General features: G+C 52.6%; 20 protein-coding genes and 1 tRNA gene. 7 read left to right on the top strand and 14 right to left on the bottom strand.

Annotated elements, in window-relative coordinates; translation table 11 throughout:
• Positions 1-230 precede the first annotated feature (230 nt).
• On the top strand, positions 231-1,529 hold the full coding sequence (locus tag GZZ87_RS07935) for a valine--pyruvate transaminase (RefSeq protein ID WP_162027633.1): 1,299 nt from the start codon (positions 231-233) through the stop codon (positions 1,527-1,529).
• Positions 1,530-2,159: 630 nt separating this feature from the next.
• Here GZZ87_RS07935 and GZZ87_RS07930 read toward each other — a convergent pair.
• Positions 2,160-2,235 (bottom strand) — tRNA-Ile (locus GZZ87_RS07930).
• Between the two features lie 167 nt (positions 2,236-2,402).
• On the opposite strand from GZZ87_RS07930, the gene GZZ87_RS07925 reads away from it, so the two are divergent.
• Positions 2,403-3,002 (top strand): GNAT family N-acetyltransferase, encoded by a 600-nt coding sequence (locus tag GZZ87_RS07925; protein ID WP_162027634.1) that lies wholly within the window; start codon positions 2,403-2,405, stop codon positions 3,000-3,002.
• On the opposite strand, the gene GZZ87_RS07920 is transcribed toward GZZ87_RS07925, so the two are convergent.
• The 6 genes from GZZ87_RS07920 to GZZ87_RS07895 all read right to left on the bottom strand — a co-directional run bounded on the left by GZZ87_RS07920 (position 2,977) and on the right by GZZ87_RS07895 (position 5,706).
• Positions 2,977-3,285, bottom strand: coding sequence for a DUF1778 domain-containing protein (locus tag GZZ87_RS07920; protein WP_162027635.1), 309 nt, complete (start codon positions 3,283-3,285; stop codon positions 2,977-2,979). The genes GZZ87_RS07925 and GZZ87_RS07920 overlap by 26 nt on opposite strands.
• A gap of 224 nt (positions 3,286-3,509) precedes the next feature.
• Positions 3,510-3,695: a DUF1731 domain-containing protein gene (locus GZZ87_RS07915; RefSeq protein ID WP_162027636.1), complete on the bottom strand. Its 186-nt coding sequence runs from the start codon at positions 3,693-3,695 to the stop codon at positions 3,510-3,512.
• Between the two features lie 115 nt (positions 3,696-3,810).
• Positions 3,811-3,987, bottom strand: a complete 177-nt coding sequence (locus GZZ87_RS07910; protein WP_162027637.1) for an NAD-dependent epimerase/dehydratase family protein — start codon at positions 3,985-3,987, stop codon at positions 3,811-3,813.
• Positions 3,984-4,781, bottom strand: coding sequence for a hypothetical protein (locus tag GZZ87_RS07905; RefSeq protein ID WP_162027638.1), 798 nt, complete (start codon positions 4,779-4,781; stop codon positions 3,984-3,986). Before GZZ87_RS07905 ends, GZZ87_RS07910 begins: the two co-directional genes overlap by 4 nt.
• Positions 4,782-4,839: 58 nt before the next feature.
• Complete coding sequence (locus GZZ87_RS07900; protein ID WP_162027639.1) at positions 4,840-5,205, bottom strand: hypothetical protein; 366 nt, start codon at positions 5,203-5,205, stop codon at positions 4,840-4,842.
• 15 nt (positions 5,206-5,220) lie between these two features.
• Entirely contained in the window at positions 5,221-5,706 is a 486-nt protein-coding gene (locus tag GZZ87_RS07895) for a MarR family transcriptional regulator (RefSeq protein WP_244653998.1), read from the bottom strand.
• A 150-nt stretch (positions 5,707-5,856) separates the two neighbouring features.
• Here GZZ87_RS07895 and GZZ87_RS07890 point away from each other — a divergent pair, with 150 nt between their 5' ends.
• The 4 genes from GZZ87_RS07890 to GZZ87_RS07875 all read left to right on the top strand — a co-directional run bounded on the left by GZZ87_RS07890 (position 5,857) and on the right by GZZ87_RS07875 (position 8,368).
• Positions 5,857-6,132 carry a DUF493 family protein gene (locus GZZ87_RS07890; RefSeq protein ID WP_162027641.1) on the top strand — a complete coding sequence of 92 codons (276 nt, stop codon included), beginning with the start codon at positions 5,857-5,859 and terminating at the stop codon, positions 6,130-6,132.
• 80 nt (positions 6,133-6,212) lie between these two features.
• Positions 6,213-6,854 carry a peptide-methionine (S)-S-oxide reductase MsrA gene (gene msrA, locus GZZ87_RS07885; RefSeq protein WP_162027642.1) on the top strand — a complete coding sequence of 214 codons (642 nt, stop codon included), beginning with the start codon at positions 6,213-6,215 and terminating at the stop codon, positions 6,852-6,854.
• Positions 6,855-6,884: 30 nt separating this feature from the next.
• Positions 6,885-7,886 (top strand): DNA/RNA non-specific endonuclease, encoded by a 1,002-nt coding sequence (locus GZZ87_RS07880; protein ID WP_162027643.1) that lies wholly within the window; start codon positions 6,885-6,887, stop codon positions 7,884-7,886.
• 122 nt (positions 7,887-8,008) lie between these two features.
• Positions 8,009-8,368: a hypothetical protein gene (locus tag GZZ87_RS07875; protein ID WP_162027644.1), complete on the top strand. Its 360-nt coding sequence runs from the start codon at positions 8,009-8,011 to the stop codon at positions 8,366-8,368.
• An 82-nt stretch (positions 8,369-8,450) separates the two neighbouring features.
• Here the strand turns inward: GZZ87_RS07875 and proS are convergent, their stop codons facing one another.
• The 3 genes from proS to serS all read right to left on the bottom strand — a co-directional run bounded on the left by proS (position 8,451) and on the right by serS (position 11,608).
• Positions 8,451-9,971 (bottom strand): proline--tRNA ligase, encoded by a 1,521-nt coding sequence (proS, locus tag GZZ87_RS07870; protein ID WP_162027645.1) that lies wholly within the window; start codon positions 9,969-9,971, stop codon positions 8,451-8,453.
• Between the two features lie 61 nt (positions 9,972-10,032).
• Positions 10,033-10,236, bottom strand: coding sequence for a hypothetical protein (locus GZZ87_RS07865; protein WP_162027646.1), 204 nt, complete (start codon positions 10,234-10,236; stop codon positions 10,033-10,035).
• A 100-nt stretch (positions 10,237-10,336) separates the two neighbouring features.
• Positions 10,337-11,608 (bottom strand): serine--tRNA ligase, encoded by a 1,272-nt coding sequence (gene serS / locus GZZ87_RS07860; protein ID WP_162027647.1) that lies wholly within the window; start codon positions 11,606-11,608, stop codon positions 10,337-10,339.
• Between the two features lie 194 nt (positions 11,609-11,802).
• Here serS and GZZ87_RS07855 point away from each other — a divergent pair, with 194 nt between their 5' ends.
• Positions 11,803-12,684, top strand: a complete 882-nt coding sequence (locus GZZ87_RS07855; protein WP_162027648.1) for a hypothetical protein — start codon at positions 11,803-11,805, stop codon at positions 12,682-12,684.
• 119 nt (positions 12,685-12,803) lie between these two features.
• Here the strand turns inward: GZZ87_RS07855 and GZZ87_RS07850 are convergent, their stop codons facing one another.
• The 4 genes from GZZ87_RS07850 to GZZ87_RS07835 all read right to left on the bottom strand — a co-directional run bounded on the left by GZZ87_RS07850 (position 12,804) and on the right by GZZ87_RS07835 (position 18,392).
• A complete protein-coding gene (locus GZZ87_RS07850; RefSeq protein ID WP_162027649.1) occupies positions 12,804-13,778 on the bottom strand; it encodes a lipopolysaccharide kinase InaA family protein in 975 nt (324 codons plus the stop codon).
• A 297-nt stretch (positions 13,779-14,075) separates the two neighbouring features.
• Entirely contained in the window at positions 14,076-15,035 is a 960-nt protein-coding gene (locus tag GZZ87_RS07845) for a glycosyltransferase family 9 protein (protein ID WP_162027650.1), read from the bottom strand.
• 1 nt (position 15,036) lies between these two features.
• Positions 15,037-16,479 carry a lipopolysaccharide kinase InaA family protein gene (locus GZZ87_RS07840; RefSeq protein ID WP_162027651.1) on the bottom strand — a complete coding sequence of 481 codons (1,443 nt, stop codon included), beginning with the start codon at positions 16,477-16,479 and terminating at the stop codon, positions 15,037-15,039.
• The gene (locus tag GZZ87_RS07835; RefSeq protein WP_162027652.1) at positions 16,476-18,392 is read right to left on the bottom strand and encodes a glycosyltransferase family 9 protein; all 1,917 of its coding nucleotides are present in this window, start codon (positions 18,390-18,392) and stop codon (positions 16,476-16,478) included. Before GZZ87_RS07835 ends, GZZ87_RS07840 begins: the two co-directional genes overlap by 4 nt.
• Positions 18,393-18,405 lie beyond the last annotated feature (13 nt).

Below are 18,405 nucleotides of genomic sequence, written 5' to 3'. Positions count from 1 at the left end.
CACCATCGCCGTCTAGCTAAAAGTAATAAAATTCAACATCTGATAAGCTGCACGATTCACAAGCAGTAGCCCAAATACATCAATCGCACTCATACGAAACACTCCACGAGCGACACACCAGGCTAAGAGCGTCATCTTGAACAACCATCGCATTGACTGTGCTCTCTCAACAACTACGATGCGTCCATGCTTGACGAAAGCACCACCCGACAGCCTCTTTAATCCGTAAAATGCCCGACCAAGACAACGCTTCCACTCCCTCAGAATGGTCCGAATTCGGACAGCGTCTTTGCTGCGGCAGCGGCATCGGCGAGCTCATGGATGACCTCGGACACGCGCTCGCAGCAGGCGGCGATAAAGTTCACATGCTCGGTGGCGGCCAACCCGCACACATCCCAGAAATGGATGCACTCTGGCGCAAGCGCATCGAAGAGATCACAGCCACACCCGGCGAACTGGAGCACATGCTCGGCAATTACGAGCCGCCCGCTGGGCGCACTAGCTTTCGCCAAGCCATCGCCGATCTCTTCCGTAAAGAATTCGAATGGGATCTCAGCGCGGACAACGTCGCCATCACTATGGGCGGGCAAACCGCGTTTTTCTGTTTATTCAACGCACTCGCAGGACGCACTACCGACGGGCAACAAAAAAAGATCCTACTCCCGCTCGTGCCCGAATACATCGGCTACGCCGACCAATCCGTAAGCGGATCAATGTTTCGCAGTGTCAAGCCGCGCATCGAGCATACCGGCGACCACGAATTCAAATACCGCGTGGACTTCGAAAACTTAGAAGTGACCGACGACATCGCCGCGATCTGCGTCTCCCGCCCCACCAATCCAACCGGCAACGTCCTCACCGACAACGAAATCGCCCACCTAGCGGAGCTAGCCGAAGCCAACGGTATCCCGTTGATTATCGACAACGCCTACGGCGCCCCCTTCCCCAATGTCATTTTCACTGAAGCAAAGCCGATTTGGAATGAGAACATCATCCTTACGCTGAGCCTATCAAAAATAGGCCTCCCCGGCACCCGCACCGGCATCGTCATCGCCAAGCCAGAAATCATCAAGGCCGTCGCATCGATGACCTCGATCATGGGCTTAGCCAATACCAATACAGGGCAAGCCATCGCCCAACCACTCATCGAAAGCGGTGAGATCCTAAGACTCAGCAACGAAGTCGTGCAGCCATTCTACCGCGAAAAGTCCGCGCAGGCACAGGCATGGGTGAAGCAATATTTTGATCCCGCTCTAAGCTATCACATCCACCGCAGCGAAGGTGCACTCTTCCTATGGGCATGGTTCAAAGGACTGCCGATCACTTCTCGCGAACTGTATGAACGCCTCAAAGCCCGCGGCGTGCTCGTCGTGCCTGGCAGTTATTTCTTCTTTGGCCAAGACGACAGCGATTGGAAACACAGTGATGAGTGTATCCGCATCAACTTCACCATGCCCGCAGCGGATGTTGAAATAGGTATCCGCATCATCGGCGAAGAAGTCTCAAAGGCCTACGCCGAAGGCGAGTAGGGTGCTGCTTGCGGCACCCGCGAAGGCGTCAAGCGAAGGAACTTAGAAGTGTTCGATTGTGAATGCCCGACCAGAGCCAGACTGAAGGTATTTTTCAAATACAGCAGCTTTCTCACGAGACCGAAGACTATACTGAGACACATCATATTATGCTTAAAAGAGTAGTTAGACGGAGGTCTGCCGTAGATGGCGAAGCAAGTCAGAATCCAGCAGTAAGAAGCTGAATATCAGTGCTTTATGAAGAATCTCCGATTCGCCAAATTGGCAGCAGCGAATACGTTCGTAAGAGTTTCATCACGAAGGACTAACTTCTAACTCCTGAATCTACGTTAAACCGTTAATGGACGTTAATTTACGTTAATCCAATCCGCTGCAAAAATGGCGAATGAGCTAACACTCGACTCCTAGTTAGAGACGTCGTTCAAGTGGATAAAAATATGCATTTAGGATCTCTGATAACGTGCATTCACGTTGATTAACGGTTCAACTCATCGACTCAAACGTCCGAGCATGCCAAGCCGTAGCTTGAGCGCGATTCCTAAAAAAGCCAAGATCCTCCTACGCTTCATTCGAAGCTTCGGCGTGACAGCCTTCACTTTCGCTTCGCTCATAACCAGCACCTCTTCGAGTTGGTGGGCCCGGTGGGGTTCGAACCCACGACCAAGGGATTATGAGTCCCCTGCTCTAACCGCTGAGCTACAGGCCCAGAAATTGTGTTCTGGATTGCGGGAAAAAATCGACTCTCTAGCAGAATCGCAAGTCTTGATTGCCCCAAAGCGATACTTCTATAAAAAAACAGCTCCACACTCGATCATTTCAGGCAATGAGTCGCGGATGGCATAAAAATACAGGCTTTTCATAAATCGTGGGTGAATGAAACTAAAGTGTTTCAATGCCTTCACTCTTGATCACTCCAAAGCGTCCGTTCAAAACTTATGGTCGATGGCAGAGCGGCTACAGATACAGCAGTTAGAAAAGGCGCGTCATAATCGGAAAGATTTCGATTGTGGGGTGCCGCCACTGAACGATTATCTGGAGAAGCAAGCCGCACTCGACGTTAAGCGTAAGGCTGCTGGCTGTTGGGTGATGACCTCAACGGTCGCCGAGTGCACGATATTGGGATACTATACTCTGTCGGCAGAGGCGATTGATGCGGTGGATCTACCTGAGGTGCCTAAGGCGATTAGTAAAAAGCTTCCTGGTTATCGCCGCTTTGGAGCAGCTTTGCTGGGACGGCTTGCTGTTGCGCGGTCTCAACAAGGGCAAGAAATCGGGGAATTATTGTTAATGGATGCGTTCCATCGTTGCCTTGTGATGGAGATTCCGGTCGTTGTGATCGTGGTTGACCCGAAAGACAAAAAAGCAGCTGACTGGTATGGACGATTCGGGTTTCGAGCACTGACCGCAGGTCGTATGGCCGTGACTTTGTTGGAATTGGAAGCCCGATTTAACGAGCTGGATTCACGTCGCTAATGACAGTGTCACGGTAAGCTTTGAAGGCTCGCTTGAATGCAGGCGTTGGCTTTCTTGGTGGGGCGAGGAGCGCTTCGACGAATTCGCGAGATTCTGCTTCATTGAGGCGAATGGTCTCTGCTTCCTGAATCACCTTGCGGGCTCTTTCCACCGCATTTTGAACAACAAAACGCGCAACGTTACGCCCTTCAATTTCGGCCGCTTTCTGAATCAGTGCCTTTTCTTGAGGGTTTATCCGAGCGACTAAGCGCTCAGTTCTGCGTTGTGCGATTACTGTTGCCATGTGTTAATGTGTGCCACGGAGTGACACATTACTCAAGCTGTAATCTGTAAAATCTGGCCGGAGATGCATGTAATCGGCGCCACGTCGCTGATTACATGCTTATCAAAGAGAACACAGAACTAGGAGCTAAGAACGATCGAACATGCCCTCCGCCGACACAAAAGATCAGCTTGTCGTGCAGCCTGTGATAGCGCTACTGCGCGATGAGTTGCACTGGGAGTCTCTCAAACTATTTTGCAGCACTTCAACGCCGACTCAATGGTCTCATGTTGAAAGGTATACCCCGCTTGCAGCAAACGCTCTGGAGTGACTTTACGACTCTTCAGCACCAACTCCGTTTCTGTGCGAATCATCCAGGCTCCGATTGTGAGCAGCCATTTAGGCAACCAAATACCAGTAGCCTGTAACATTCAAAACTGCGCAAATCCTATGGCTTGGCTACAAACATCGAACATTGAACTTTTAACATCGAACGTCCAATGCACATTGGAATGAAAAGCGAATTTCTATTCAAAATTGGACGTTTCACGTTCGATGTTCGACGTTCATACCGTCCCATTCGGTATAGCGCACCCCACGACAATCCGCTTTCGTCCGCCGCGTCAGCACGACCACGTCATACCCCGCACGCACAAAATGCCGACTCAATGCCTGACCAAGAAAACCAGCACCTCCGGCCAAAATCAATTTACGCTTGCTCATAGCGTAACACCTTCCTCCCGTTCAGCCGCCACATCCCCCTCGTAGCGCCACTCATAGCGTCCATTGCACGTGCGATACACGCCGTCGACTCGCCAGTTGCCCCATGCGGTTCGTAAATAGCCATGGTAATTGTCCATCGCCTCAAAGTGATTATCGCTGCGTTTGTGGAGGTCCACCATCGCCACGCGTCCCGCCTCACCGCCAGGCCCATAACTACGAACGCCGGCAATGAAGTAATCCTCGAATGCCTGCACATCGGTAAATGCTTGCGGCTCTGCAGTGGGCGCTTCCGGATATTCAATCAAGCGTAGATCGATCATGTTATCGTCCGTGCTCATGACTAACTGGCAATGCTGATAGAAATCGCGTCCCCGCTCCACTTGCAACTGAGCGTGCACTTGTGGAAACCCTAGCTTCGCTAACGCTTCCACCAAAATGCTGTCACTGTAACGATGATCCACCCACACAGCCTGGCTGCCATCACGTGTATCCACACATGCGATACGCAGTGCGCAGGTCTGACTCGCAGGGCCCATATTCAGTGGCGCCCAGAGTGGTGCCGCATGTTTCATGAAGATTGCACAGAGGCTGAGCACGTAGCCCGCCTCTGTGCGAATCGGTTCAAGAAATGGCACGCGTATCAATTCACGGCAGACCGCTTCCGGCACGATCACATTCGCCACCCAACGCTCACTCACCTCTGCCACCACCGCATTGACATGCCGCCGTGGAATCGTCCAAGTCGTATCAGTATTCGCATCGTAAATACTTAGAGGCGCAGTGAGCGTTTTCATAGCTATTAATCCTATACTTTCAGTAATTTGTGAAACTTAAGGTCAAATAAAAGAAGCCTTAAGCTTTGAGTGCAGGTGGGCGCGCCTTCTTACGCATCTTATCGAAGTTGAACATATTGAAGAAGTGCATGGCACCGAGCACGATCAGCACGATACCGACCTTAGTCGTCAAATACTCGACCGCTCCCACCACTGTCTCTGGGTGGTGACCATATTTTAAGAACATCAGGACAAAGCCGAGGTTCACTAGGTAGAATCCGACCCGCAGCAGGTGATTCACTGCACCCGCCATCTCTTGATCTCCATGAAACGTGTGTCGCAGAAAGATATGTCCTGCACGGTAAAGTGTCTGAGCGACCCAGACAGTCATTGCAATGGTTGCGAGCGCATAGAGCGCGTAAGTATATAGCATTAGATTATTCATTGTAGTATCTCCTTATCATATAAATTTTTTGAGTAAAAATGGCATGACCTTGCTCTTCTCTGAGCGAGCGACCTTACCAAGCACCTGATCCGCAGTGCCGACAAAATCGGCTAGATCCGAGAGCTGCTCGGCGAACAGCTTCTGTGCGGCGTCGTTCTTATTGAGTGACTGCGAGGACGAGTCCTGTAGCAGCTTCAGCACCGGATCGATCTCACGACGTTTACGCTCGCGAGCCACGGTGCAGAAAATCGTCCACACATCCTTCTCCGCTTCAAAGTATTCTTTGCGGTCACCGGGATAGGTCACACGGCGCACGAGCCCCCAACCTACCAAGTCTCGCAAATTCGCATTGGCATTGCCACGGCTCACCTTCAACTCGTCCATCACCTCATTGGTGTGCAAGGGCTCCACTGCGATCATTAGCAAGGCATGGATCTGCGCCATCGTGCGATTGATCCCCCAACTACTGCCCAGTGTGCCCCACTGTGCGATAAATTCCATGCGAGTTTTTTGAAAGTCCGTATCGTTCATGATTAAACTTTCAGTAATTACTGAAAGTTTAGCAAGTTAAAAATGACAGTGGATAAAAATTGAAGTATTCAGCACCCCACTTTTGACAATTTGTGGCGCAGTCACCACAGTGCTGCGACTATGACAGACACTGCTGACCAAAAATCGATCGAATCCTTTCGCTCCTCGTTGGACGCCAACTACGAATGGCCCTGCCTCTTTCCGTTTAAATTTATTGTGCCTAAGGACAAAACAGAAGAGGTGCTCGCACTCTTCGATGTGGAACCGATCCGCGCGAAAGAGTCTTCTAGTGGTCGGTTCACGGCCTACACCATGGAAATCCAGGTGGCATCGAGCGACGAAGTGCTCGAAGTCTACGAGCGTGTAGCAAAGGTCCCGAACGTAATATCACTGTAAGTTCTGAAAAGCTAGAACACTGAAAAGCTGAAAGGCAGGGAAATTGGGAAATATTTTCACAGCGAACGACTCCTATTCCTATGCTCCAGAAAACATTGCCCCGTCTCATCCAAGCCGGATGCCTCTGCTTCGCCAGCGCACTTAGCTTAATTGCTTGCGCTGAAAAAGCCGCTCCCACCACGAACGACACAACTATGACAGATTCAGATCCCTCCTCTTTTGAAATCGCCACTTTTGGGGCAGGTTGCTTCTGGTGTGTCGAAGCGGTATTTGAAAACCTCGACGGTGTGCAGGATGTCGAATCCGGCTACATGGGTGGCGAGGTCAAAGATCCCACCTACCGCGAAGTCTGCACCGGCACCACGGGGCACGCGGAGATCACTCAAATCACTTTTGATCCAGCGGTCATTTCCTATGAGACATTGCTCGACTGGCTCTGGCGCTCACATAACCCGACGACTTTGAATCAGCAAGGCGCGGACAAAGGCACGCAATATCGCTCTGCTATTTTCTACCACAGCGAGGCTCAACGTGAAATCGCCGAGGCATCGAAAGCTGCAGCCCAAAAGGCCTTTGATCGCCCAATAGTGACCGAGATCACTGAGGCCTCGGACTACTACCCTGCCGAAGACTATCATCAGGATTACTACCGCTTAAATAAGGCCGCACCGTATTGCCAAATGGTGATCCGCCCAAAGTTAAAGAAGCTCGACCTTGAATAAGGCAGGTGGGTGCGTTTTGCTAGACGACGAATGGCAGCAAAAAAACGCGCAACTAAAAAACGGACGACCGCTCGCAAGCGGGCACGCAGCAAGACGAAACCAGAGGGTCGCTCTTACTTACGCACCGTATTCATCGTCTTACTACTTCTGATCTGCGGATTGGCGGCAGCCTATTATTTCGGCTCCTTTGCACTGCGCACTCAGATGGAACGCGTCGCAATCCAAGCAATCAACGCCGCGCGCACTCCAGAGTGGATGCCCCGCCCGATCACGAGCCTCTTGAATCGAGGCTACGACGCCATTCCCGGCAGCCTGGGCCTGGCAGTCGAAGGTGGCGAACTTGGGCATGAGGAGTCGCCGCTAATCGCAGGCGTGCCTCAATCAAAATCTCCGATTCGCGTGCTCCACAACAAGAGCTATATCAACCTCTTCAACGAAAAGGAACGCCAAGCCTCCTGTATCGCCTTCAAACTAAGCAACAGCGACCGCCAAGACGCGGCGGTGCCAGATGGTTTCTTTGAAGATCCGCGTATCAAACAACTACGCGCCCGCGACATGCAATTCGGCAAGTGGACGCCCAAAGCGATTGCACCGCCCGCCGCGTTGGCTGGTGAGTTTGGCGAAGTGGGCGCAAACGAGGCTCATCTGGTGACAAACCTAGCTCCAATGTCAGCGAAGTTTAGCGAAGGCGTATGGCAGCGACTCATGCAGGAAACCACGGTCAACTACCCCAATCGCTTTGGCGAGGTCTGGGTCTATGTGGGGTCAGTCATAAGCAAAGACAGCCTCAAGCTCGAATCTGGAATACGCATTCCCGATAGTTTTTACGCGATCGTATTTGATCTGACCGATACGGGAGCCCTGCGAGCGATTGCGTTTCTAGCGCCTCAAGATGCTGAAGACACCGCACTACAGAATTACATCAGCTCAATTGCCCAGATCGAAAAAGTCACAGGCCTTAAGTTTCTACCAGAAGTGGATTATCATGCATGTGAAGTGCTCAGCGGAGCGGCGAGCCCACAACTCTGGTAATAAAAAGGCAATTCTAGGTCGAATTTTATCAGTAAACAGTTATAACTATTAAAGAACGATAAGCATTCACTCCCCTTTGCTTAACCGTTTTAACACCTCGCGACATCCCTGTCATCCCTGTCATGCCTTACACCACACAATGGACTCAGCATGGAGTCACTTGGAAATACACCGGAAACCTGACCGGTGAAGAGCTGCTCCAATCGAATATTAATATCTACGGCGATGAGCGCTTTGATGATCTCTGGTATCAAATTGTGGATCTATCGGAAGTGAAGTCAGTAACCGTCACACCACTGATCATGCGTAAGATCACCCACCTTGACATGGCAGCGGCACACACGAATCCGCATATTCGCGTAGCAGTCATCGGCGGCGAACAGCTCAATAAAATCTATAGTGACAATGCCTGCGAGTCACACTGGCCGACTCAAGACTTTAATAGCATGGAAGCCGCACTGGCATGGGTGCACGATAAATAACGGAGCGTGGGCAAATGGCGCTTGGCTAGAAAAAGTCGTGTCACAGTAAAGGAGCGTGGGCAAGTCACCCACGCTCCGTTTGCTAGTAAGACTTAGCGAAGATCACGCGCTTACCTGGCTTACCGGTAAAGACGCAGGCCACTTCTTCCTTGAGCGATGCATTTGGAATACAGCGCACGGTGACTTTATATTGCTTTGCAATTTTATCTTCGAGCTCAGGATCGCAGCAGAAGCCCATCGAGGCAAAACCGCCGTGAATTTCAGGGTTGTTTTTGTTCTTCGGAGTGAAGAATTCGACAAACTCTGCCTCAGTTGTGATATCGCGTGTATTCTCTTTGCGGAACTTCTTCGCCTTCGCGAGTAGCCCGTCTTGGATATTATCCAACAAATCAACAATGCCTGATACGAATGCATCTTTGCCAACGCTTTGCTTATCCTTCGGCGCACGGTCGCGGCGTCCGACCATCATACTATCGCTAGCGATATCGCGTGGCCCGACTTCAACACGAAGTGGGATGCCCTTTTTAATCCAATCCCACGCTTTCTCACCACCACGCATATCGCGGTCGTCGAGTTCCACCTTCACTGGTGCACCCATGTAGCTTTGACCTTCAAGCTCTTGCTTCAATTTATGGCAATAATCAAGCACTTCGGCGCGAGTCTCCTCCTTCGGAGTAAATGGAATGATGACCAAGTGTGACGGCGCAATACGTGGCGGCAGCACGAGGCCATCGTCATCGGAGTGCGTCATAATCAAGCCACCGATCAAGCGTGTCGAAACACCCCAAGAAGTGGTCCAAGCAAACTCTTCTTTACCCTCGGCACTGAGATATTTGATACCACTGGATTTCGAGAAATTCTGACCGAGGAAGTGCGAGGTGCCGGCTTGAAGTGCCTTGCGATCCTGCATCATCGCTTCGATAGCGTAGGTTGCATCGGCTCCAGGGAAACGCTCCGCAGCAGTCTTCTCGCCAGTGATGACAGGCATCGCCATGAAGTTTTCCGCAAAGTCGGCGTAGGTATCCAACATCTGACGCGTCTCAAAGAGTGCTTCTTCAGAAGTAGCATGCGCGGTGTGACCTTCTTGCCAGAGGAACTCTGCAGTGCGGAGGAAGAGGCGCGTGCGCATTTCCCAGCGCACCACATTGGCCCACTGGTTGATGAGAAGTGGTAGATCGCGATAGGATTTCACCCATTTCGAGAAAAGCTCGCCAATAATGGTCTCGGAGGTCGGGCGCACGATGAGTGGCTCTTCGAGCTTACCAGCAGGCTGGAGCTTGCCATCGGCATCGGCCTCTAGACGAGAGTGCGTAACGACGGCGCATTCTTTAGCGAAGCCATCAACGTGCTCCGCCTCTTTCTGGAGGTAGCTCATCGGAATGAAGAGCGGGAAATATGCGTTCTTATGACCGGTGGCCTTAAAGCGACGGTCAAGATCCTCCTTAATGTTTTCCCAGATGGCGTAGCCCCAAGGCTTGATCACCATACAGCCGCGCACGGGCGAGGTCTCTGCGAGATCGGCGGCCTTAATGACCTGTTGATACCATTCCGGATAGTCTTCTTCGCGGGTGGGAGTAATTGCGGTTTTTGCCTGTTTAGCCATGAGGCAAGGAAGCAAATCGTCCGCGCCCTCCCCTGCAATGCCAAATTTACATCAAGATGACTCAGGGGCGGTTCTCGCCAAGCCAGCCGCCCTGCACAAAATCAACCATGGGTGCCACGAAACCGGGGAAGTATTTGCCCAGTATGGCACATAATATCATGATCCCGATAAAAATAAGGATCCCCTTACCTGCGCTTTTGATAAACTTCAAGCAAAGCACAAACAGCACGATCACAATGACCCATGCTAAAATGTTTTGTGACATGAGAGCTTGTTTTAGCGTTTCCATGAAGGAGGATACTTATGATCGATGAATAACTAAGCAAGCCTTCGCCGCTACGAAATTGACCTTAGATTAGCGAACACTACTTAGCGACGCCGATGAACTCCTGCTGCATCCAATACTGGAGACATGCGGGCACCTTCACACGGCCATCGGCCTGCAAGTTGTTCTCAAGAATCGCAGCAAGCACACGTGGCACCGCAAGCGCAGAGCCATTAAGCGTATGAGCAGTCACTGGCTTGCCATCCGCGCCGCGATAGCGAATACCCGCACGGCGTGCCTGAAAATCGGTAAAGTTACTGCAGCTAGAGACTTCCAACCAACGCTTTTGGCCAGCAGCGAACACTTCGAGATCGTATTGCTTCGCATGCGGGAAACCGATATCGCCAGTGCACATACGCAGCACGCGATACGGCAGCTCCAGCTTTTGCAAGAGTTGCTCCACGTCGCCGCGTAGCTTCTCCAGCTCTTCCATGCTGCTGTCGGCATCAGTCCACTTGACCAGCTCAACCTTATCGAACTGGTGCAAACGGTTCAGGCCACGCACATGCGCACCCCAGCTGCCAGCCTCACGACGAAAGCATGGCGTGTATGCGCAATGACGCAGCGGTAACTGATCTGCGTCGATGATCTCGTCGCGATAGAAATTAGTCACTGGCACCTCAGCAGTCGGAATCAAGTAGAGACCCTCGTTCGGGTCGACATACATTTGGCCTTCCTTGTCTGGAAGTTGCCCTGTCGCCGTCGCACTTTCCTCGTTCACTACGATTGGAGGTAGCATTTCCTCGTAACCAGCTTGACGCGCTTCTTCTAAGAAGAAATTGACCAATGCGCGCACGAGACGTGACATCTCACCGACATAGAACGGGAAACCAGCGCCTGCAACTTTCACGCCACGTGCGAAATCGACCCGCGACTCAAACCAAGGGATGTCGAAGTGTGGCAGCGCATTTGGAAACTCAGCATCCGCATCGCCCCAAGTCGCAGCGACTTCGTTCTCGTCCTCGTTTTTTCCGATTGGAGTCGATGGATCCGCAAGATTCGGAATCGAGAGAAATGCCTCCTGGAAGGCCTCATCTGCCTCCTTCGCCGCAGCTTCCAGCTCTTTCGCCTTTCCAGCGATGGCCTTCATTTCCTGCACCTTGGCGATAAACTCAGGCGTGCCCTTCGGCAATGCAGCCATCTCTTTATTCGCGGCCTTCTGTGCGGCACGTGCTTGCTCAGCATCCGTGATCTTCGCACGGCGTGTCGTATCGAACGCAAGGATGGCGTCGATATCGCAAGTGAACTTTTTATTGGCAATGGCAGCGCGGACGAAATCCGGCTGCTCGCGGAGGAGCTTAATATCAATCATGACTGAGTCGGTGAAAAGAGAGCAGAAGTAGCTGACTGACAGGTTTCGTCAAAGCGATAATCGGAAAAGATGGCATCTACCCCATAGTTTATCAAGTTGACCCATTGATTGAATTTTGATCTACATCGCCGTTAGCAATACAGATCGCGCAGTTCGCTGCCCATGCTGCGGAACCAACAACAAACAACAATACTATGAAATCAAGCACACTCAAACTATCAGCACTCACCTCTGTGCTGGCACTCTCTACGCTGACTGCGAACGCAGGCAACTCCACACTCCAGCCGATCAACACTCGCTTCGCCCAAACCCAAGAAGCGATCAGCATCGAAGTAGGCGCATCCACTTTCAGTGACATCGAGCTCGAAGAAGCCGATAGCTTTGATGGTTGGACTGCAGGTGCCGAGGTCGTCGTGCCCTTCCGCTTTTTGAGTGAGAGCCTAGAAAACATGCAAGTGCGCCTACTGATCCCATTCTACACCGATGGAGACGCCAAAGGCACAGACCCAGAGCTACCAGAGAGTTTCGGAAAAAGTATTGATATTGATGGCAACGGCGGTCTCTACGACTTCGCGATTGCACAATTCGAACACCAACTCTTCAACCTAAAGGATGACGACTTCAATGCAGCTTACTACGCTGGTTGGGGTAAAGTGCTCGAAAGCCTCGACACGACCACGTCTGACAAGGACCTCTACAACCACTCTGGTAAAGTCACCGTCGGCGGTATCAAATACGATCGCCCGATCTCAGTCTTCGGCAACGATTCTCAACTATTGCTCAATGCTGGCTTCCGTCACTACTACGACACCGATGATCTACACCCAGACGACGAAGACAGCTTCACATGGGCTGACCTTCGCGCTGCAATCGTATTTGAACAAATGGGAGAATACATCATTCCAGTATTGGAGCTCACTTTCCTTGGCGACGCCGACTACAGCGACATGCAATTACAGCCCGAAGTGATCATCCCTTTCAATGACAACGTTTCAATGAAGTTGGGTGGCTACGTCGGCCTCCTCAGTGATGGCAGCGAATATGGTGGTGCAGCGAGCCTAGCAGTCGGCTTCTAAAAGACCTCAAAGAAACGCCAAACTTACAGCCTCACCGCGAGGCCTACAGATGGCATGATTGGCTGCAGGAGTTACAACGACTCCAAGCGACCAATCATGCCATTTTTTTTATGCCGGGACTAGGAATCAGCAGGTAAGCTCAGCTTCAAACGGCGCAACTGTTTCTTACGCATCGGCGCAGCATATTCTAACACATCCCGTGCAAATGCCTTACCTTCGGCAGACAAACGCTTACAGCCGAGATATTGATGCAAAAATCGCATACGTTGAACGGGACTAAATGCCACAGTGGCCCCGGCGTCCAGCATCGCCAAATCAACCTTGCGGCGGCGCTTCATAATAAACGCGGGCCAGCGATACGCCCGCGGACAATCAAACACATACAGGTTCGACATGTTCTGCTCAGTAATGATCAGGTTACGCAAAAAGAGATCATGGTGCTCGAAGCCGTTTTGGTGCATCGTCTTCACTGCAGACGCAATCGATGTGAGCAACTCATCTTTCAACGCTGGTTGCTGCTCGATCGGCTGATCGCTCATCCACTTGTGCACAATAAAATCGACCCCCATCGCATCGGGAATCTCCTCCGTGATCATGTAGGTATTAATCACCCCAAAACAAAACCGCTGCTCCCCATAGCCCACCACTCGTGGAATACGCAGGCCCATTTTACCAAGCGACTGGATCTTTTCAAACTCAGCACGCATCACTGATCGCCCGAAAAGCGAACCACGCGCCACACGCGCCAAGATACACTCCAAACGACGGTTCCAGAAGCGCTTCACATAAAACGTCCGAGTGTTCCCCTTATCATCCAAACGGATTCGGCTAACATCGTCTTCGCCACCGATCCCCTGGCTGGTTAATAGGTCGCCCTGCTTCGTCTCGAACACCGAGCGCACACAATCCAGCCCAGCGGACCGCATGAGTTGCTGATATTCAGGTTCAATGTGCACACGCTCGCGAAACAACAGCCCAAGCCCTTTTGGTGCCTTGAGCTGAGCTAACTCACTCCACAGCCAGGCACCAAAACGCGTGCGCGTCGGTCGGGCACGCAATCGATATTCCGGATGGTCTAAATAGTCTAAGGGCATATATTAAAATTATGAAGCGTCTAATAATCGGACTAAGCAAGTCTTAACCCAACAACCCCGAAACGTAGCCACTCCTTCGATCACGAAGAGAGGTTAGCTTCATTGATTCGCAAGACGACTACAGGACGATGCTCTTTCTTTTTCGCCGAAAGATCATAAAATGCCAAAATGGTAGCAAAACCAAGATTCTGGCAATTAAGGGATAAACAAGTTACAGTTGGCGGCCCCAGCAGCACCAAGCTCCACTGCAATCGCTGAATAGGCACATAAGGCAAAAAATAAACGAATCATAATCCGCTACACCTCAAGCATCGAACACACGGCCTCGCCAACCTCTTCGAGTGTGATTGAAGACATGTCGCCATCGGCTCGGCGAATCACGCGCTGACGCGCTGCAACAGGCGGATACGGACCAAACCGCTCAGGTGCCGTCGGCCCGAACAGCGTCACTAAAGGTCGACCAAGGGCGGCAGCCAGGTGCATCGGTCCGCTGTCATTACTCACCACACAGTCCGCCGCGTTTAATAGCCCAGGCAACTGATCAATCCCCGTCTTTCCCGTCAAATTAATCAGACGCTCGTCCTCCAAAGGCTCCGACGCCTCAAATGGCACATGCCCACACCAGACGACTTGCCCGACATTGGACTGCTCGAGCAACCAGCGCGTCAGCGGCTCGTAGCCCATCCAATTCTTCTCCGCACGGCGACTCTCAGGGAACAGCACCACGCGCTTACCACCGCTAACTGGCTCCTGCAATGCGACCGATACCTTCGGAATATCAAATGTGAGCGAGCTCGGCAGTTCTTCCCTCAAGCCAAGCATAGGCAAAAATGCCGCAAGGATCTTCACCGCGTGCGGGGGCTGCCCCGCTGGCAGCGCAGGCGTCTTCTCATTATAACCGATCCACGCACACTCTCGTGCATCCGAACGGCCGAGCTTACGTTTCGCATGTGCTGCAAGCGTCAATATGCCCGTCCGCGCCAAGCCTTGCAAGTCGAGCACCGCATCGTAGCGCTGCGTGCGCACTTCACGCATCAAACGCATGAAACCACCGACGCCGGCAGAACGCTCAAAAATATATGTGTGATCAATGACAGAAGCCGCTTCGACCAACTCCGAGAATTCGCGCCGCACCACCCAATCAATCGAAACATTCGGCAACTGCGCCTTGATCGCCTCCGCAATCAACAGCCCGTGAATAATGTCCCCCATCGACGAAGGCTTAATAATTAAAATACGCTGTATTGAGTCGCCCATCTTACTGATTCACCTCCCGAACCTTAGTTTCAAATAATTCTAATAACTCAGGTTGATCTGACCAATTTTTCATGAAGCGTCGAAGATCTTTCTCACGCCCGCGCTCAAAGGCTGCGGGCTTCAATCCAAAGCGAAAGGCATCTAGGTCAAATAAATACAAACGCCCATCCGAGCCAACAATCAGATTCGTCGCCTTCAGATCTCCGTGTGCGGCACGCAAACGCCCCAGAGACTCCCATATCTGTGCAAACGCATCGGCTACCGCCTCGATACGCGCCAGAGCCGTGCCGCACGCCTCAATATAATCAGGCAAGAGCTGGCCATCGATTTCCTCCATCAATAAATAGCGTAACCCTGGTAAACGTTGACTCGTATCTTCATACACCGCAACCGCACGCGCGGTCGGGATAAATGCCATCTCCAGCACCCACGCAGATGACCAACTTGTCAACGCACGCGAATCCGCAAACATCTTTCGCACCCGATCGGTCAGCGGCTTCTTGTTATAGCGCTTCAAAATGTAAGACTGCCTGCCACGCGTAAACCGTTGCACCGTGCAGGTGTTGCCCGACTTCACCCGCTCCCCCTCATCCATGAAGGCTTCCGGATCAGCCAATAACGCATCGATAAGCTCCGAGTCGGCAGTTCGCAGACACATCGAGCGATAGGTATCTGTCTGAGTTGCGACAAACTCGGTGCAGCTGCGCCGCGTCTTCTTAAAATAGCGACGGGTGCGCTCAGCTTGCAGCGAGACGATTGCACCTTCCAAATCATACAAGAGCCGTCCTTTTAGCTCAACATCATCGATCAAATATACCGCATCGATCGCCCCACGAAAGGCCCGTTCCGCGGCAGGTGCCAAAGTCACACAAATCCCGGCCAAATCCAACAATCGTGCCTTCTCATGCAACGCATGCTTCGAAAATTCAATCGATCCGGCATCTAGTAAATACAGTCGCGCACCGTCCCATGCCCAGTTGTCCACATGCTGATCACCTTGGCGCACGCCCGCACGGTGTGCGGCATCCACTAATTCCGCCAACTGCTCTGCCAGTTCGGCATGCTCATCGCCATCGCCATCGCGGAACGCATCCTGCACCGATACCGCGCCATCAATCCGGCTCATCATCACCCAAACCGCGTCACCCTCCGCTTCCTCTGCGACACAGAGCGGCGTCGGTGCCGACAAATTCAACGCCTCCAGCTTCACCAATCCCTCCCACTCACGGCGCCAATCGCGGGCCTGCTTCGGATGGCTCAAGAAACGCTTCGCAACCACCGCTTGCCCCTCGCCGAGCAACTGCCCCGCATAGACCTCCCGCCGATCAGGCAAAATTCGTAACGCCTCAGACAAAGTCAGCTCCAATTCAGTCGCCTCAAAGCCATCACTTCGCTCCGTGACATGCAGCTTAAGCGGACCGTTTAACTCTTGGAGTAAACTCATTCAGCCGCTCCCCCCACGTAAGGTAATACGGAGGCGAGCACCCGCTCCGCTGAAACGCCCTCGATCGCAAAACCACCCGTTTCTGGGCAGCCCTCGGGCTGTAAAATATGCTTTGGGGCATCAAAGATCGGCCCCGTGCGCACCGGATTTGTCGGCCCAAAGACCACCACGACCGGCGTGCCCATCATATTCGCAAGGTGCATCCCACCCGTATCATTACAGATGACTGCATTACACTGCTTCAGCCCATCGCAAAACTCTGCTAAATTCGTCTTGCCCGCCAAATTCTGAATGCTGCCCGCAGGCAATCCCTCCGCCACCTGATCCGTAATCACACGATCCGCCGGGGTGCCAAACAGCAGCACCTCGACTTCTGGCTGCGCGACGAGCAACTGCTCGATCAACGCCCGCCAATGACTGATCGGCCAGCGCTTCTCCGGCGCATTCTCAGTGCCACAAATCATCGCGACCTGTGGACGCCCGGAGGGAGCCTCACGTGGTAGCGGCGCACAATCCAACGGCGCTCTCAAGCCATAGCGCTCCAGCATCATCTCCCAAACCGCAGTCTGGTGCGTCGTCGTTTCATCAATATCCGCAGGCAGGTAATACGGCTTCGTCAGTAACTGCCGCTTCTTACCCGGGCGAATCATACCCATACGCTGTGGGCAACGCGTTAAAAACGCCTCCAAGTCACTCCGCGTAGAATTCGTAAACAGTAGATATGTATCCGGATAGTCATGACGCAGCTGATAAAACGCTTTAAAGTAACCGCGGCCTTGCTTGGGCAGCGGGATAAAGCGATCCCCCACGTCGAGGCGATCAAACAAGGGCTGAAATGCCGCCTTACCGATCAAGGTAATCTCAAAGTCAGGCCGAGCCTTACGAATCGCTCGCAGCAGCGGCAACGCCATCACCACATCGCCCAGCCAGTTCGGCATCCGCACCCACAACCGTGTCTTACGCGGAGTATCGGCTTCGCCATTGATCGTATTGGTCTGCTCCAGCTCCATCCGCTTCTCAGGCAAATTAAAGCGTTTCTTCGAACCAGACTGGTGCCCCCATCGGCCATGCAACCACAACCAATCGGGAGCAGAATGATCATCCCGCTTCAAATAGGCCTCCAATAAATTGTGCGCCCGCACCGCTATTTCGGTCGAGGTCTCACACTTCGGCAACTGCTGCAGCGTCAACTTTGCTTGCCAAAACTCCGTGCGCTCCAGCAACAGCAGGTGCACGTCTGCATCAAAGCGCAGCGCCATCAAACCAGGCAAATCTGTCAGCGAAGCCAATCGCCCCATAAAGAGCGACGTCGCGCCGCGCCCCGCCGCATCCTGATCAAACAGTAGAGCCACGCCTTCGCCTCGGCGTAACGCCGCCATCGCATCATTATACCCCGAGCGCCGCGAGAGTTGACGATTCCCAAAGCGGGAGCGCGTCTCCTCTACCCATGCATTCATGGCAGGCTGATTCAAAGGGCGAAACACCACATTCACCTGTGGCAGCCCGGGGAAATAGTGCGGCAAGAGCGACGCCGCCTCCGACATCGTCATATGTGGCAACATCACCACGAACGGCTTCCCTTGCTTATCTCCAGAAATATAGCGCTCCACCGCAGCACGCACCTCGGCATCGACCTCGAGCACCGAATCGATCCGCGATGCCGAAAAATAGCGTGACGCGGGCATAAACAAAGCCATTTCCACCACGCGGGCACACGCCTCGTAATACACCCGCCGGCGCCACTGCTCAGTTTTCTCAGGGAATGCGTGATGCAAGTTCTTCCGTGTAATATGGCCACGTTCACCTGCACAGATGCCAACGATGCGCCCCAACAATACGCACAAGCACCGCATCAGCCATACAGGTGAAGCCGCACTCAACCGCCCGAGTAATTTAATAAAGAATAATGCCACAACAAAACATGGG

The sequence above is a fragment of the Lentimonas sp. CC4 genome (assembly GCF_902728235.1).
Taxonomy (GTDB): domain Bacteria; phylum Verrucomicrobiota; class Verrucomicrobiia; order Opitutales; family Coraliomargaritaceae; genus Lentimonas.
The sequence above is the reverse complement of the archived record's forward strand: the minus strand, read 5'-3'. Positions and strand labels throughout refer to the sequence as shown.

Coding starts and splice junctions, on each gene's coding strand:
- GZZ87_RS07905 (WP_162027638.1), bottom strand. CDS start 4,781: ATGAAAACGCTCACTGCGCCTCTAAGTATTTACGATGCGAATACTGAT.
- GZZ87_RS07855 (WP_162027648.1), top strand. CDS start 11,803: ATGAAATCAAGCACACTCAAACTATCAGCACTCACCTCTGTGCTGGCA.
- GZZ87_RS07880 (WP_162027643.1), top strand. CDS start 6,885: ATGGCAGCAAAAAAACGCGCAACTAAAAAACGGACGACCGCTCGCAAG.
- GZZ87_RS07875 (WP_162027644.1), top strand. CDS start 8,009: ATGCCTTACACCACACAATGGACTCAGCATGGAGTCACTTGGAAATAC.
- GZZ87_RS07865 (WP_162027646.1), bottom strand. CDS start 10,236: ATGTCACAAAACATTTTAGCATGGGTCATTGTGATCGTGCTGTTTGTG.
- GZZ87_RS07850 (WP_162027649.1), bottom strand. CDS start 13,778: ATGCCCTTAGACTATTTAGACCATCCGGAATATCGATTGCGTGCCCGA.
- GZZ87_RS07845 (WP_162027650.1), bottom strand. CDS start 15,035: ATGGGCGACTCAATACAGCGTATTTTAATTATTAAGCCTTCGTCGATG.
- GZZ87_RS07840 (WP_162027651.1), bottom strand. CDS start 16,479: ATGAGTTTACTCCAAGAGTTAAACGGTCCGCTTAAGCTGCATGTCACG.
- serS (WP_162027647.1), bottom strand. CDS start 11,608: ATGATTGATATTAAGCTCCTCCGCGAGCAGCCGGATTTCGTCCGCGCT.
- GZZ87_RS07895 (WP_244653998.1), bottom strand. CDS start 5,706: ATGGAATTTATCGCACAGTGGGGCACACTGGGCAGTAGTTGGGGGATC.
- proS (WP_162027645.1), bottom strand. CDS start 9,971: ATGGCTAAACAGGCAAAAACCGCAATTACTCCCACCCGCGAAGAAGAC.
- GZZ87_RS07920 (WP_162027635.1), bottom strand. CDS start 3,285: ATGGCAACAGTAATCGCACAACGCAGAACTGAGCGCTTAGTCGCTCGG.
- GZZ87_RS07915 (WP_162027636.1), bottom strand. CDS start 3,695: ATGTTACAGGCTACTGGTATTTGGTTGCCTAAATGGCTGCTCACAATC.
- GZZ87_RS07890 (WP_162027641.1), top strand. CDS start 5,857: ATGACAGACACTGCTGACCAAAAATCGATCGAATCCTTTCGCTCCTCG.
- GZZ87_RS07900 (WP_162027639.1), bottom strand. CDS start 5,205: ATGAATAATCTAATGCTATATACTTACGCGCTCTATGCGCTCGCAACC.
- GZZ87_RS07935 (WP_162027633.1), top strand. CDS start 231: ATGCCCGACCAAGACAACGCTTCCACTCCCTCAGAATGGTCCGAATTC.
- GZZ87_RS07910 (WP_162027637.1), bottom strand. CDS start 3,987: ATGAGCAAGCGTAAATTGATTTTGGCCGGAGGTGCTGGTTTTCTTGGT.
- GZZ87_RS07925 (WP_162027634.1), top strand. CDS start 2,403: ATGAAACTAAAGTGTTTCAATGCCTTCACTCTTGATCACTCCAAAGCG.
- msrA (WP_162027642.1), top strand. CDS start 6,213: ATGCTCCAGAAAACATTGCCCCGTCTCATCCAAGCCGGATGCCTCTGC.